The following is a 15,301-nucleotide window of genomic DNA, read 5'->3' as shown; positions in this document are numbered from 1 at the left end:
AATCGAGCCGATCTGAAGATTCACTACTTTCTGTCATAATAGTTAAACATTAAAATAAATATAAATCAATCTGGATTAAATTTCCACTCATCGCCCTCAATCGATCGCAGCAGATTCTTTGGCACTGAATCATCTTGTGGTATGAAAACATGAGTATGAAATTGATTATCATCAACAAAGAGACGACCACACCCCGAACATTGATAGATAGGCCGACGACCATAATAGTCAATGATGTTCTCAGATAGATCTATCATTGTATCTTCGATTAATACATCTACATCGATTTTATTAGATGCAGTATATTCGATATTTACTACTAATTTTTTAATTTGTTCTTCTACTTTATCGCACAAATCGAAGGAATCTAGGTCGGCTATAAAGCTGGCTTTATAGCTAATACAATCTGAGCTATCATAAATCACATAGCCACACTCGCAGTCGATTTTCATTTGTAATAGGTTTTATACACTTCAATCTATTCCTAGTAATAGAATCGAAAGAAACCCGACTTTTTTAAAAAGTCGGGGAGCTGGCTTATTTATACATCCAAACGACGCTCGATTGCGTTTGCCCAAGTATCGGTAATTGTGGTCAGATCGAGATTGACGATCGGTTCGCCGAGACTAACCATCTGAAACCTGTCGGTTTGGGTGCCGACGGTGCCTAGATATTGCCAAGCATCGCCGACTTGCTGGGCTAAATAAGCCTCAAATTCGGACTGATGTGCGGGGGAGATCGACACGACAATTCGGGCACCGCCTTCGCCAAATAATGCCGTATCGAACCTGTCTACAATACCGCCGAGGAGAATTGCTGCGCCTTTGTTTCCCGCGATCGCACATTCAGCTAGGGCGACAGCTAAACCACCTTCGGAACAGTCGTGAGCGGAGTTAATCCAGCCATGTTGGATACCATCTCGACATGCTGCTTGGACTTTGAGTTCGAGGTCGAAATTAACGGCGGGTGGTTGTCCGGCGATCGTGTGATGGAGGGTGGCGAGGTATTCTGAGGCACCTAGTGTTAGTAGTTCTAAACCATCTGCTACGGGATAAGTTTTGAGTAAAGCAGTCTTGAATGGGAAGTAGCCGACGGGGATACCGAGGAGGTAAATCCGATCGCCGGAATTTTGCCAGCCTTGACCGCAGACTTTGGTAATATCGTCTACGATGCCGACCATGCCGACGACTGGGGTGGGGTAAATGGGGACGGGATTGCCTTCAGGATCGAAGGTTTCGTTGTATAGTGATACATTTCCGCCTGTGACGGGGGTGCTAAATGCGCTGCAAGCTTCGGATAAACCCGTGCAGGCGTTGGCGAGTTGCCAATACCCGATCGGTTTTTCGGGGCTGCCGAAGTTGAGATTGTCGGTGACGGCGACGGGTTCGGCTCCGACGCAACTGAGGTTGCGGGCGGCTTCGGCGACAACCATTTTTGCGCCTTCGTAGGGGTTGAGATAGACGTAGCGGGGGTTGCAGTCTACGGTGGCGGCTACGCCGAGGTTGGGGTTATTAATCGTGGATTGGCGACCTTGGATCGGCTCTAAGGGGCGAATGCGGACAATTGCGGCATCGGCTCCACCGGGAAGCATGACGGTATTATTCTGGACTTGGTGGTCGTATTGACGGTAGACCCAGCGTTTGGAGGCGATCGAAGGTGTATCCAACAGGGTCAACAGCACGTCGTTCCAAGTGTGAGCTTTGCCGTTAATTTCGATGCCTTGGCGGGTGGCTGGGGGTAACCGATCGGGTGTCCATGCCCAGGCTGTTTGGGCGTATGCAGGAGCTTCTGACATCACTTCCCGCTCGTAAATGGGGGTGTTATCTGCTAGGGCAGAGGCGGGGACTTCGGCGGCGATCGATCCTTGGAATAATATTCGCACGATCGGTTCTTCAATTACGGTACCTGCGACGACGGCATGGAGTCCCCACCGCTCGAAGATGTCGATTAATTCTTGTTCGCGTCCTTTATGAGCGACGAATAACATCCGTTCTTGAGATTCGGATAGGAGGTATTCGTAAGGCACCATGCCGGGTTCGCGGGCGGGTACTAAGTCGAGATCGAATTCAATGCCGACACCACCTTTAGCCGCCATTTCCGAGCAAGAACAGGTAATCCCAGCGGCTCCCATATCTTGGGCGGCGACGACTGCGCCCGTTTTAAAGGCTTCGAGACAGGCTTCGATGAGGGATTTTTCGAGGAAGGGGTCGCCAACTTGGACGGCGGGGCGATTATCGATCGATTCGGCGGTGAGTTCGGCACTGGCGAAACTCGCGCCACCCATGCCGTCGCGCCCGGTAGTGGAACCGACGTAGAGGACGGGATTACCAATGCCAGCAGCACCAGATTTAACGATCGTATCTGTCTCCATTAAGCCCATCGCCATCGCATTGACTAGGGGATTGCCAGAGTAAGCGGGGTCGAAATATACTTCGCCGCCGACGGTAGGCACGCCGACGCAATTATGCGCGACAATTCCCCCACTGGTGACAAATAAGTGGGTATTATCGACTTCGACATCATAGACATCACAGGTTTCGACAGTATGCGCGGCGATGCTATGAATTTTAACTGTCGCCATCGTTGTCATAGTATCGGTGACGCATTTAGTGGCGACATTCCCAGCTTCTTGCTGTGGCGCGGGAGTCGCGGAACGAATGTGCATCCAGTCATGACGCATTTCAATTTGCCAGAGTGCAGCGTAGTCAAATTCCCGCCCTTTAATTTTGCCTACAGTAGCCGGACGATGATGCACTTGGGGTAAAATGCCCTGATTTTGGATCAGGAGCATAATGCCATCGAATAATTGACGGCTGGAAGTAGAGCAGAAAATTTTATCGCGTGCTCCCGCTCCATAACTCGGATTGGGAATTGTGGGATTGTTACGAATTAAGCCTTTGAGTAATTCTTGCTGAAGTTGCCAGTTCCATTCCCAGACAAAATCGGGAATCCGTTTGTGTGTCGATTCATTGCCACAACCCCAGGCAGAGATAAATAAATGACCTAACAACCAGGACGAAACGCAAATTGCCATTCCCGATGTGCGTTGTTTGGCACTAGCTTCGAGTCCTAATTCTTGCAGGATTTCGATCGTATCCTCTGCGGCGGCGGCTTCCTGATGGCTGAAGTTAAAGAAAATTCGATAAATGTTTCCAGATGGCGATACTATCCCCGTGGCAAGATAGTAACCGAGTAACCGAGCGAAAGCGGCATTTGGCTGCACGATCGCAGGTAACCAGTCATCCTTGCCATGTTGCCCGATTTGGAGATCCGCACGGGAGAAATTCAACGCGCGATCGAGTCCTAGCAGTTGTTCTAGATTTAGGAACCGATCGAGTGGTAAAGTTTTGGTACTGAAGTAGTGGTTGCGTTTTTGAATCGAGGGTTCAAATAATTCGAGCGTAGTGCGGATCAGATCGGTGGGCTGCCAAGTGTCTGGCAGTTTGACAAGTAAATCTAGATTGGCATGTAGTTGAGGATCGATCGTGGCAATTAGATCGATCGATTGAGTCTGGGCAGCACTTTCGGGGAGTTTCTGGAGTACGGGGAGATTGTCGCCAACGCGCAGGGTTTGAGCGTAGCGAATTCGCACTTTATTCTCGGCTTCTACCCGTAACATTGGGTGATCGGGAGTAACTGTAATGCTGCGCCCCAGTGAGGTGCGAATATTGACGAGGGTATTTGTTTGACGTTTGAAAATCCGCGCCACGGGTTGCCAGCAAGTTCGATTGGTTTTAGGATCGAGCGAGAGGGTTTCAATTCCTGGCGGGAGTTCGTGGGTATGGACATTCGGCGGAAGATGGGTATTGACAAAATTCCCGATCGTATCGATGTGAATACCGCAATCGTCTTTCCAGGTAAAGGTTTCGGAGCCGATTAAACAGTTTCCATAATGAGATATTCCCGCGACGACACCTGTAAATAAGCGGCGGGTTTTAGCATCTTTTAGGTCGCCAAATCGCAGCGAATTGAGAATTGCGATCGGACGTGCGCCCATTGTAAAAATATCGCGGAGAATGCCGCCCACGCCCGTCGCCGCCCCTTGGAATGGCTCGACCGCCGAAGGATGGTTGTGAGATTCGATTTTAAATGCAAGCTGAAGTCCATCGCCCAAATCGATTACACCCGCATTTTCACCCGGCCCGACCAAAATGCGATCGCCTGTAGTCGGAAATTGTTTGAGCAATGGGCGCGAATTTTTATAGCAGCAATGCTCCGACCACATCACCCCAAACATGCCTAATTCGGCTTTGTTGGGGTGTCTGTTAAGTCTTTTGACAATTTCCTCGTATTCGTTAGGTTTGATACCTTGAGCGGCGATTTCGGCTGAGGTGAAGGGGGAAGGTGTCATGCAAGGAGTAAGGAGTAAGGAGTAAGAAGTAAAAAGTAAGGAGATAGAGGGTGTTTTGAGCGATCGGTAATTTCCCGATCTGTTGGGTATTATAATCTAGAGCAATTTTTCGATGAGTTAGGGCTAGAACTATGGCGTATTGGTGTCACAACTGCGAAACACAGATTTTGGTACTCCGATTAGGATACTGTATCAACTGTCGAGAACCAATTTCTACCGATATTCTACCTGAATCTAAACAACAAGCTTTGGCAGTAGCGGAACGTGAATACGAAGCCAATCGCGATCTCATTAGAGCGCAGAAAGGACTGCAAAGTTCTGGGGATGGCGGCTTAGATCTCGGTACCATCGGCGATTTGGGCAGTTTTGATTAATAATGAGTACCGTAAAGTATAGCAACCGCCAAGGCGATTAGGACAGTAAGATAGTGCGTGCTACAAACCCGACTGTCTTGTCTCGCTGTCTTGAAAAGGTGCTTCACTTGGGGAAACAAGCGACGTTTGTGGGGGAAGCTTCCCCCACAAAGCTCGCGCCCCAAGAACGCACTTTTCGCAAACCGTCGGGAAACAGAGGCGTGCGCGAGCCGCTTTTCCAAAAAGTCGGGTTTGTGTCCTAACCGATATGGCGGCGGCTATAAGAGTTCGGGATAGGGAAAATTGATTTGGTGGAGCCTCTAGAGCCAGGAGAAACTCAGTCTAATTTACATACATCAGTTCTTCATTTCGATCGAGGTTAATAATTTTGTTACCGATGCCGTCTTTGCCGTGAGATGTAATGTTAGCAATCGGGAACAGCTCGTGACGGTGGGTGGTAGTCACCAAATCGAGATGGGTGGTTTCATTCGGCAGCATTAGTCGAACTAGACAATCGGTTTTGGTGGCAAATTGCATTGCATGGGTGCCCATGTTTCCAGTTTGGACGATCCGGATGGCGGTAATGGGGATGCGTTTGGCGTAGCCATGACGGGAGATCAGCACGATTTCATCGGTGTTATTGGCGGGAATGCAGCCGATGATGCTTTCTCTATTACCGACTTTGAGAGCTTGAATACCTTGGGATACTCTACCCATCAGGGGGATTTGTTCGGAAGCCAGAGCCAGCCGCAGTATTCGCGCACCAGAGGTGGCAATAATAATTTCGCGTTGATTGGTGAGGGGGGTAATGGTATGGAGTTTGTCTTCTTCCCGCAGTTTGATCAGGGTGGTACCGCGATTGGTGAGTCCGCTGAGTTCTTGGAGCAGAACCCGTTTGATTTTACCTTGAGCGGTCAGCAGGAGCAATTGCTGGAGATCGTCGGGGGTTTCATCGGGGGTGGGGAGGGTGTAAATTACCCGTTCTGCTGTTTCTTGAAGTGCGGGAATTAGACTTGCAAGAATCGTACCGCGATCGTTACCCAGAGTCGGCGGAATATCGCGAATTTTTAGCGGGTAGGCTTTGCCGTCGGTGGTGACTAATACTAGTTCTGCTTCGGTGTAAGTTTGATAGGTTTTGGTAATAAAGTCTTGACTGTTGGGTTTGAGTTTTGTACCTGTTTTGCCAAGTCTTCTAATATAACCTTCGTGAGTAATTTCTACCGTAGTTGGCTGACTGGGTTCGGCTTCAATTATTTGAAGCTGAGTGGCAGGAAGTACCCGATTTCGCAGCTCTTTAGCTGTCAGCTTTTCTTCTGCTGGGGCAGTTTTATCGGCTTTGGTTTTAGTTGCAACCGATCGAACTGTTGTGGCACGATCGAGTTTTGGTGGAGTTAACTTAGTAATTTTTGTCCGACGCGGATCGGTAAATTTACGCTTGAGCGATCGCAGATCTTTTTTAAGCGATTTTAGCAGTTCGCTGCGATCTTGCAAGAGTGTATTTAAGCTGGCAATTTTATTATTCAGCTCTTGAAATTCTGCCTGAAGATTTTGCTTTTCCATCCCGGTTAAGCGTCGCATGGGCATCGCTAAAATTGCATCGGCTTGCACGTCGCTCAGATCTAATTCGGTCTGAAAAATTGCCTTAGCAGTTGTACCATCCGGCGCATTGCGAAGGATAGTAATTACCGCATCGAGATTATTTAAGGCAATTAGCAACCCCGATAGAGTATGTACCCGTTTTTGGGCTTGTTCGAGTTCGTTCCCATACTGACGGAGCAGGGTAACTTCTCGGAATTTAAGAAACTCTTCGAGCAGTTGTCTGAGACTCAACTGTCTGGGTTGTCCCTCGACAATTGCCAGCATAATTGCGCCAAAGTTGCCCTGAAGGGCAGTTTGTCGATACAGTTGGTCGAGAACGTGGTTCGGTTCGCTATCACGCTTGATCTCGATAACTACCCGCATCCCATCGCGATCGCTTTCATCGCGTAAGTCAGCAATACCATCCACTTTACCAGCATTAACCAGCTCGGCAACTTTCTCAATCCAGGCGGCTTTATTTACCTGAAAGGGCAATTCGGTAACAATCAGCGAATCGCGACGTTTTTTAGATTTAGTAACTTTAGCCTGAACGCTGGCAACTTCCACATGCGAAACCCCGCGCACGGTAATAATCCCTCTCCCAGTCCGATACGCATCATGGATACCTTCAATGCCCATAATTTCCCCACCTGTGGGAAAATCAGGGCCAGGGATTAAGTCCCATAATTTGGCATCGGGAAGATCGGGTTTATCGATTAGGGCAATCGCACCATCGATAATTTCGCCCAGATTATGCGGGGGAATATTTGTCGCCATCCCCACGGCAATCCCGCCACAGCCATTGACTAGCAGAATCGGTAATTGGGCGGGTAGCACCGTCGGTTCTTGCTGGGAGTTATCAAAATTCCCCGTAAAATCGACAATCGAGCTACTAATTTCGCCCAATAAAGCCTCGTGACTAATCGGAGCCAGTCGCGTCTCTGTATACCGCATCGCCGCTGGCGGATCGTTATCGACCGAGCCAAAATTGCCGTGTCCGCCCAAGAGCGGATAACGGGTCGAAAAGTCCTGCACGAGCCTGACCAAGGCATCATAGACCGATTGGTCGCCGTGGGGGTGATATTTACCCAACACATCTCCCACAACACGAGCGCATTTGCGATACGGTCGGTCGGGTGTCAATCCCAGTTCGTGCATCGCGTAAATAATCCGCCGATGCACTGGTTTGAGTCCATCGCGGACATCGGGCAAAGCCCGCCCTACGATTACACTCATGGCGTATTCTAGGTACGATCGCTGCATCTCTGATGGCAGATCGATCGGAATAATTTTATCTGTACCTAGCAGATCTAGCTGTTTTACCATGAGTTCAAATGCCTATGTCGATCGCTTTAAGTTAATCTCAGTCTGCCACAAACCGATCGCAATCTGACCAGACTGCAAAATAATAATACACAATTACTAAGGGAGATGGGAGATCGGAGGTCGGAGTTGGGAGATGGGAGAGCGGAGTTGGGAGATGGGAGAGCGGAGAGGAGGTAAAGGTTAGAGATTAGAACGCTAGCGTTCCTCTATCGATCTTAAAAACCTAAAACCTAAAACAGATTGTCCCAACTCCCAACTCCCATCTCCGACCTCCCATCTCCCATCTCCCATCTCTTAGCCCTTACTCGGAGCCTTAGTAATAAAATCTCTAACTCTAGGAGTCTGAATCAGTTTGCGGGTGTCATTGAGCAGTTTATCACCCCATAAGTTATCTTTGAGGTATTGAATATTGGCATAGCGACTATCGAGGACGATCGCTTTTTCGGCGGCGGTAAAAGCTTCGGCTTGCTTACCTTGGACAAAAAGCGCGACAGCCATAGCTAGCATCGGTTCTGCGGCTTTGGGGTCGATGGCGATCGCCCGTTGCCAATTTTGAATCGCGCCACTAATATCGCCAGTTTCATAGTTGACTAAGCCGATGTTATTGATTGCTGGCCAAAACTTAGGATCTTTTTTAACGGCTTTTTGGTATTGAGCGAGTGCGTCGGGATACTTGCTCGATTTGTAATAAGCATTACCCAGATCGAACAGCGCGCTATTATTATCTGGTTTAATTTTTAGTCCAGATTGGATGGTATCGATCGCTTTTTGATTGTCGCCTTTCTGGAAGTATGCCGAGCCTAGCATAAAGAGTGTATCTGGATCTTGGGGCTTAATGGCGATGGCCTGTTGCAGAGCTTCGATACTTTTTTCGTATTTTTGAGTTTGGACGTATAAGGTACCCAAAAATAACCAAGCTTCATGATTTTTTGGAGCTAATTGGGTTGCCAATGCTACGCGCGGAATTGCTTGCTCGTACTGCTGGAATTGTACTAATCCGGCGGCTTGTCTGAGTAAAGTTTTGCTGGTATTTTCTAGCGATTTGGCATCTTGTGTGGGGGTATATGGCACCAAAGCTTGACTATGAGCGACTGTTGCTACGCTTGCCATACCCAGGCAAACCGTCAGGAAAAGGGGATAGATCCGTTTAAGCACAATAAATTAGGTCTAGGTAGATAGTCGAAAATAAATAAGTTGGCAATCGGATCGATCGCCGATCTCATCATAAGACAGATTTTACAGCCTCTGAGACAATTGTTCAGTTATCGATCGGATTAGGAAGTCCTGACTTCTTAATTCTGTCTCCCCACTCTTATCCCCTGCTTGCTAAAATTAAGACTGAGTTACTAAAAGAAATCCCCACATGATGGACGTAATGGAGTTTTTCCAGCATAGTGCTGGTAGATGGAGATCGAAACGGACTACGCATCACCTGGCATTTAGAAGATCGGAGATGGGCGAATCAGAGATCGAAGTCAAGGCATTAGCGGCTGAAGATCCAGAAATTATTGCGTTGTGCGAATCGCATCAAGTCGATCCTAGCCTAGCTGTTGGCGGCTGCTGCGTGACTTGGGCGGCTTCAATGGGCTGGGACCAAGAGGGCGAAAACCATGAAGGTAAGACGGTATTTGCGCTGATTCCCGATGCTGAGAAACCCCGTAGCGGTCAACTATTGCGCGATCGCGGGTATGCTGAAATTGTCTCGGTAGCCGGACAATACCACATGGATAACGATGGTGGTTTGGTGCTAGTAACTGAGTATGACATCATGAGTTCGATCGAGCGGTTCTGGTTCCCCAGCCCGAATGTCCGCGTGCGAAGCAGTACTGTCAAGCGGATGGGTGGATTTAGTACAGCGACATTTTGTACGGAAACGCGGGTATTAGACGCGAGTAGCGAACCAGTTGTCGAAGCTGCGAATATCGATCCTCAGCTCATTCTTTCGCCCCTGGGCTGGTGATTGAATCCGATCGCAGCCTAGCATACCGTAATGGTGTTACCTACCTCGAAAAAATTCAATTTCTGCTACCAAATCCGCAGATGGTAGATGTGATGGAGAATGTGCGCGATCGAATTTCAATTTGTACTTGGATCGGTTTGCAAATTGAAGGTGTCAATCGATCGCTCCAAGTCCATCTTAATGCCTGTCATGGGTGTTTTAATCCGATCGAGCGGCGATCGATCCAGCTTTTGGCAGTACCATTTGCGCCATCGCTGCAACTAGATGGCTTTTGCAATATTCACACCAATCCGACAACTATTTTGGTCGATTTAGGGCGAGTTGCACCAGCCGATTGGCTGGCTCTAATCGCCCATGAATACGCTCACGCCCATGTCGGCTATCCCGGACACGATCGCGCTTATGCTGATGTACTCGGTCATTTATGCTTAGGATTAGGCTTTGCCCAACCATCATCATCATGCGTAGACGATCGTAGCATCTATTGTTGGCCGCCTTATGTACCTGCGATCGATCCTCTATCTTGGTGGCGGGGTGAAGGTTAGGAGTAAGCTCTGCGAAATTGATGTCAACTACTTGCTAATTTCTAGCGATTCACAATTTTTAAACCACCATGAATACCCTCCCCATTACCCTCCCCGACAACCTCGATACCTACCTTCAAGCCCAAATCACATCTGGTCACTACTCAACTCCTAGCGACTACATCCAAGCCCTAATTCAAGCAGATCGAGATTGCCAAGCTCATCTAGAAACTCTTGCTCTTGAAGGTGTTAGATCGGGATCTTCTACCCCCATGACCCCAGAAGATTGGGCGCACATCCGCGCTACCGTTCGCAACAAGCTCAGTCAGGGCAAATAATCGTGACACAACTGAGCAAACGCCCGATCGTTATTCAAGACCTCATTGACATTTCTACCTATATCAGCACCGACAATTTGGACGCAGGAGATCGCTTCATTTATGCTGCCGAAGCCACCTTTCAACTCATTGCCAAAATCCCTGGCATCGGCAGATTTAGCGGTTTTACAAACCCAGAAGTCCAACAAGTGCGTCAATATCCCGTCAAAGGATTCCCAAACTATCTCATCCTTTACCTACTCATTGGATACTTTGCATTTGTGACACCTTTTTTACCAAATCCTTTCCATACTCAGCACGAAACCTGGCATGACTTCACTACAATCGATTGCCAAAGGCAGGTCTTCGACCAACGAGCTAGGCGATTCTAGTATTTCTACTTCTTTTCCCAGTCTATAGATTTCTACTTTTTTACCTTGAGGATTAATAAGCAAGCCTAGTCTGACTCCCAATCTTTGATATTCTCTCATCTTGGTTTGAGTCTCGCTGAGGCTATCTGTCGCAGAACGTAGTTCGACAACAAAATCGGGTACCACCGGAATCAACCCGACGATATTTACTCCTTCTAGGCGGGACTTCTCAATCCAAGAAACGTCAGGCGATGGTTTGCCACCTCCAAGTGCGGTGAAATCATAGCCAGTTGATGAGTCAAATACTTCACCCAATTCAGTTTGCTCGTTCCAAACGCCAATCCGCAGATTTAGCTTGGAGTTTCTTTTCCCGCTTTCGCCACCTGTTGGAGCCATGACAATCAATTCTAAATTCGGGGTTAATTCTAGGCGTAAGTCGGGGTTGTCGATACACAGCCTGTCGAATTGCGCTGGTGTAATGGTTAGCTTGGTATTGCTAACATCGAGTAGCAAGGGCTGAGTATTGAGCGTAGGTGTAGTGGCAATTGTCATAAAACCTCCAAACGGTCGCGAGAGCTAGGTTCTGTCATCTCGATTATATCATTTGGCTTGAATGTCGATATTTTGCCACAAAAAAAGATAGGAGCGAGGAATTAACTCAATTCCACACTCCTAAACTATCGACTCTAGATTGAGACTGGCTCTTAGTAGAGTTGTTCTTCTTGGTGAGTCATGATGGTACAGTTGGACTTAGGATAAGCTACGCAAGTCAAAACATAACCTGCTTCGATTTGGTCGTCATCTAAGAAAGATTGGTCGGATTGGTCGATTTCTCCAGCAGTGATTTTACCAGCACAGGTAGAACATGCACCTGCGCGGCAAGAATAAGGAAGATCGATGCCTTGCTCTTCGGCTGCATCTAAGATATAGGTGTCATCAGCAACATCGATAGTTGTGTTTAGATTTTCAGCTTCGTTGATTAAAGTAACTTTAAAAGTTGCCATGTTGGATTGATTCCTCTCTATTGCGGATATGGGCAAATTTGGTGGTCTTCAGGCAATTGCCAGCCTAGATTTGCGAACTGTCAGCGGTTAGTAAGATTGCCTAACTAATCGGAGTAGTTTTTAGCTCTAATTGAATACTAAGGGAAAACCTCACCATCTGTATCCATAAGTCCTGCTAAAGTCGAATGGTATTCGTAATCAAATTGCCGAAATTCATCCTGATTACTTATATCTCGGCGATAGATAACAGCTTGACGATCGGCTGTAACCCTAAATTGCGAATGTGCGACCGTCATAAAAATCATCGCCAAAAAGATTGAATGGTATGCTGGGACAGGGGTTATAATACTTCCCAGCATTTGGCTCGATCGCTAATTCGTTCGCTCGACAATATAATAAAATCTTATGTCTAAAGTTACTAGTTATGGAGAAATTAATCTCCCGATTCGAGTGGGGATTGTCGGTACTGGATTCGCGGCAAAAGTCCGCGCCCAGTGCCTGAGTACGGAGAGCCGCACGCAACTAGTCGCCGTCGCAGGGCGCAACCCAGAACGCACGCGGGAATTTGCTCAGAGTTTCGATATCGTACCACTCGACGATTGGCAAACCTTAGTAGCGATGCCAGATATCGATTTAGTACTGGTGGCGACAATTAATGGCAACCACGGCGCGATCGTCAAAGCCGCGATCGCCGCAGAAAAGCATACAATTGTTGAATATCCACTAGCAATCGATTTTACGGAAGCTACCGAAATAGTCAAATTAGCAGCAGCTAAAAAAGTCTTGCTGCATGTCGAGCATATCGAACTCTTGGGCGGACTCCATCAGACAATGAAGGAATGGTTGGATCGGCTGGGTGAGGTGCATTATGCCCGCTACAGCACGATCGTCTGTCAACGCCCGATCGCGGAAAAATGGACTTTCAATCGCACTGAGTTCGGATTTCCCCTGGTTGCGGCTCTATCTCGACTGCATCGGTTTGTGGATTTGTTTGGCGCGATCGACAGTATTAATTGCCAGAATCAATACTGGGGCGGTGTGGGCGACTATTACAAAACTTGCCTGTGTACGGCGCAATTCCGCTTTAAAAATACTAACGCGATCGGCGAAGTTATCTATGGTAAGGGGGAAGGCTTATGGCAAAATGCTCGCAAGTTTGAAGTACATGGGGCAGATGGCGCGTTGATATTCGATGGTGATGAAGGGGTATTTATTCAAGATGGCATTTCTACTCCTTTAGATTTGGGTGCGCGGAAGGGTTTATTTGCCAGAGATCTAGAACTAGTCCTCGACCATCTCATCGACGGTAAGCCAAATTATGTTACTCTAGCGGCTAGTGTAGCGACTCTTCGCGTTGCTGATGCCGCGCGGATCTCGGCTGAAACTCGCCGGATGGTAGTTATCGATAGTTGACGATCCCAGTACTACCCTAGTGGATGATAAATTAAGATGAGAAAGATTACTGGCAAAATATTAAAGGCTGCTAAAGATACATCAGATACCGATACAGCAAAAAACAGTAATTTAGGCACGTTAGACGAGCTTTACCACCGGATGTTCGAGCGGGATATTTACCTTCATATCTCAGAAATATCGGTGATGATGGTTGGCGTTTGTCTAACAGGTGTTTCGATTATGCAAGTTGATGAAGATATCCAGCAGAGTGGCACATTTATCGATGATTTACTCGCGATCGATTCCTTAATTTTTTTATTGGCAGCTCTCATAGCTTACTGGTTAATTAGAGTTACCACGAATAGTAGTCGCAATGTACGAAAAATCGGGAATATTGCCAATAGCATCTTTCTCCTCGGCATGATTGTAATTGTCGTTGTCTGTCTATCGATCGTGGTTCAAGCTGATTTCTTGCAGGCTGCTAAATAAAACTCGATTGTTGGTATAGCTTCTAACCAGGGCTATTTAATGCTGGAATTTTAGTGATGAGGGTAGGTTTTGCCGATCGGTTATTTGTTAGCATCGATGCATACTTGCATAAACCTACCCCTACAGAACCTAACTTGGGTTCAATGATTGGAGCATGAAATAGCCCTGAGATCCTAACAGGATGTCTAACTTATTAAGTATTACTTATTTACAAATCAAAACAACGTCCTCAATATTCACAATTGAAGACGTTGTTAAGAGCTAATGAACTCGATCGATAGTGTTAGAGTATGCCAAATCCTCGCACCGCGATAATACCTGCGGCTGCGGAAGCAGCTAACGAACTTATTGCCGTACCAAACAGCCACCAAGCTGCGCCTGCTGCGACTTTCTGGGTTTCGATCGCTTGTTCGCGGGCTTGTTTTTGGACGGCTTTATAGCGTTTTTTGACCTCGGCTTGTACCTGGTTGGCGCGGGAAAGCACGCTATCGCGGGTGGCTTCAATTTTGTCGATAATCCGATTGGCATCGGCTTCGGAGATATCTTCGCGGGAACTGATTAGGGCGACTAAGGTGTCGCGATCGAAGTTACTAACGCGATCGCCAAGGGCTTCGAGTCCGGCTTGCGGATCGTCAAATAGCTTGCTAAAGTCGGCTTGAATGCCTTCGTAGTTAAGTTCGGGACGTTCTAGGGCGTTGAGGTAATCGCGAACTTTACCAAACAGGCTATCGAGTGACGATTGCAAGGTTTGTTGAATTTTCTGAAGTTGCTCGGTGAGCGACTTATAGGTCGATTCTACCCGATCGGCAATTTCGTTGGCTTCTTGTTCGCTAATATCTTCGCGTTGCGAGAGCAGCGAGACAAAGGTGTCGCGATCGAAATGACTGACGCGATCGCCTAAGCTGCTAAATCCGGCGGTAGGATCTTTAAGCAGTAGCTGTAAGTCGCGTTTAATGCCGTCGGGATTGAGTTCGTCCTTATTGGTATTTCGTAGATAGCTTTCGAGATTGGCTTCAAAATCTACAACTTGCTTTTGGGCGCGATTGGCGAGGCGACGCGGTGCTTTGACGATCGAGGTAATTGCCGACTGCAACCGATCGACTGTATTATTTACTTGCTCTTCAGTCAGGTTGCCCTGCTGGGTGAGGAGTTTTACCAACGTCTCGCGATCGACTTGAGCCAAACGTTCGCGGAGCGCGCCAGCTCCGGCTTTGGGGTCATCGAGCAGGGTTTGAAGATCGCGCTTAATGCCGTCGGGATCGAGTTCGGCGAGGTTGGTGTCTCGGAGGTATTTATCGATCGCCGCAGTGGTTTTTTCGTACTGAGCTTTAGCTTGCTCCGTGACTTGTGCGGGGGCTGCTAAGACACTAGTTCTGACCGATTCGATTTTATCGATAATTTGGTTTATCTGCCCTTCATCGAGGTCTTGACGCTGGCTCAGGAGCTGTACTAAGGTATCGCGATCGAATTGCGAAAGCCGATCTTTGAGGGCATCGATTCCGGCTTTGGGATCTTCAAATAATACTTGCAGATCGCGCCCAATCCCGTCGGGGTTGAGTTCTTCTTTATTGGTGTCGCGCAGATAAGCTGCGACTTTACCGCGTAGCTCTTGAGCTTGAGCTTGAAGATCTGG

At 47.8% G+C, this 15,301-nt stretch carries 13 protein-coding genes and 1 pseudogene; 6 read left to right on the top strand and 8 right to left on the bottom strand.

All coding sequences use genetic code 11. The features are described from left to right. Positions 1-65: 65 nt before the first annotated feature. Both Q0R35_RS11510 and purL read right to left on the bottom strand, forming a co-directional pair. Positions 66-452 carry a hypothetical protein gene (locus tag Q0R35_RS11510; RefSeq protein ID WP_295617903.1) on the bottom strand — a complete coding sequence of 129 codons (387 nt, stop codon included), beginning with the start codon at positions 450-452 and terminating at the stop codon, positions 66-68. An 89-nt stretch (positions 453-541) separates the two neighbouring features. Then, on the bottom strand, positions 542-4,351 hold the full coding sequence (purL, locus tag Q0R35_RS11505; protein WP_295617900.1) for a phosphoribosylformylglycinamidine synthase subunit PurL: 3,810 nt from the start codon (positions 4,349-4,351) through the stop codon (positions 542-544). A gap of 167 nt (positions 4,352-4,518) precedes the next feature. Here purL and Q0R35_RS11500 point away from each other — a divergent pair, with 167 nt between their 5' ends. Further along, a complete protein-coding gene (locus Q0R35_RS11500) occupies positions 4,519-4,725 on the top strand; it encodes a hypothetical protein (protein ID WP_295617897.1) in 207 nt (68 codons plus the stop codon). 321 nt (positions 4,726-5,046) lie between these two features. Here Q0R35_RS11500 and Q0R35_RS11495 read toward each other — a convergent pair whose 3' ends face one another. Both Q0R35_RS11495 and Q0R35_RS11490 read right to left on the bottom strand, forming a co-directional pair. After that, entirely contained in the window at positions 5,047-7,608 is a 2,562-nt protein-coding gene (locus tag Q0R35_RS11495; protein WP_295617894.1) for a DNA topoisomerase (ATP-hydrolyzing) subunit A, read from the bottom strand. Positions 7,609-7,902: 294 nt separating this feature from the next. After that, positions 7,903-8,718: a tetratricopeptide repeat protein gene (locus Q0R35_RS11490; protein ID WP_295617892.1), complete on the bottom strand. Its 816-nt coding sequence runs from the start codon at positions 8,716-8,718 to the stop codon at positions 7,903-7,905. 256 nt (positions 8,719-8,974) lie between these two features. Between Q0R35_RS11490 and Q0R35_RS11485 the strand changes: the two genes are divergently transcribed. From Q0R35_RS11485 to Q0R35_RS11475, 3 genes are all read left to right on the top strand, one after another. Beyond that, on the top strand, positions 8,975-9,568 hold the full coding sequence (locus Q0R35_RS11485; protein WP_295617906.1) for a phycobiliprotein lyase: 594 nt from the start codon (positions 8,975-8,977) through the stop codon (positions 9,566-9,568). Then, positions 9,565-10,113 carry a hypothetical protein gene (locus Q0R35_RS11480; RefSeq protein WP_295617889.1) on the top strand — a complete coding sequence of 183 codons (549 nt, stop codon included), beginning with the start codon at positions 9,565-9,567 and terminating at the stop codon, positions 10,111-10,113. The genes Q0R35_RS11485 and Q0R35_RS11480 overlap by 4 nt, the downstream gene beginning before the upstream one ends. 68 nt (positions 10,114-10,181) lie before the next feature. Then, entirely contained in the window at positions 10,182-10,430 is a 249-nt protein-coding gene (locus Q0R35_RS11475; RefSeq protein ID WP_295617886.1) for a type II toxin-antitoxin system ParD family antitoxin, read from the top strand. Here the strand turns inward: Q0R35_RS11475 and Q0R35_RS11470 are convergent. The 3 genes from Q0R35_RS11470 to Q0R35_RS11460 form a co-directional block, all read right to left on the bottom strand. Beyond that, positions 10,418-10,618, bottom strand: a complete 201-nt coding sequence (locus Q0R35_RS11470; protein ID WP_295617883.1) for a hypothetical protein — start codon at positions 10,616-10,618, stop codon at positions 10,418-10,420. The genes Q0R35_RS11475 and Q0R35_RS11470 overlap by 13 nt on opposite strands. Positions 10,619-10,702: 84 nt before the next feature. Beyond that, on the bottom strand, positions 10,703-11,332 hold the full coding sequence (locus tag Q0R35_RS11465) for a Uma2 family endonuclease (RefSeq protein WP_295617880.1): 630 nt from the start codon (positions 11,330-11,332) through the stop codon (positions 10,703-10,705). Between the two features lie 152 nt (positions 11,333-11,484). Beyond that, positions 11,485-11,784 (bottom strand): ferredoxin, encoded by a 300-nt coding sequence (locus tag Q0R35_RS11460; RefSeq protein WP_295617877.1) that lies wholly within the window; start codon positions 11,782-11,784, stop codon positions 11,485-11,487. Positions 11,785-12,189: 405 nt separating this feature from the next. Here Q0R35_RS11460 and Q0R35_RS11455 point away from each other — a divergent pair, with 405 nt between their 5' ends. Next, a complete protein-coding gene (locus tag Q0R35_RS11455; RefSeq protein WP_295617874.1) occupies positions 12,190-13,197 on the top strand; it encodes a Gfo/Idh/MocA family oxidoreductase in 1,008 nt (335 codons plus the stop codon). 36 nt (positions 13,198-13,233) lie between these two features. Next, positions 13,234-13,668, top strand: a complete 435-nt coding sequence (locus Q0R35_RS11450) for a hypothetical protein (protein ID WP_295617871.1) — start codon at positions 13,234-13,236, stop codon at positions 13,666-13,668. A gap of 283 nt (positions 13,669-13,951) precedes the next feature. Here the strand turns inward: Q0R35_RS11450 and Q0R35_RS11445 are convergent. Then, positions 13,952-15,301, bottom strand: a pseudogene (locus tag Q0R35_RS11445) (MFS transporter); the annotation flags it as partial.

The sequence above is a fragment of the Chamaesiphon sp. GL140_3_metabinner_50 genome (assembly GCF_025361915.1).
GTDB lineage: Bacteria > Cyanobacteriota > Cyanobacteriia > Cyanobacteriales > Chamaesiphonaceae > Chamaesiphon.
This window is presented reverse-complemented; position numbering and strand designations above follow the sequence as displayed.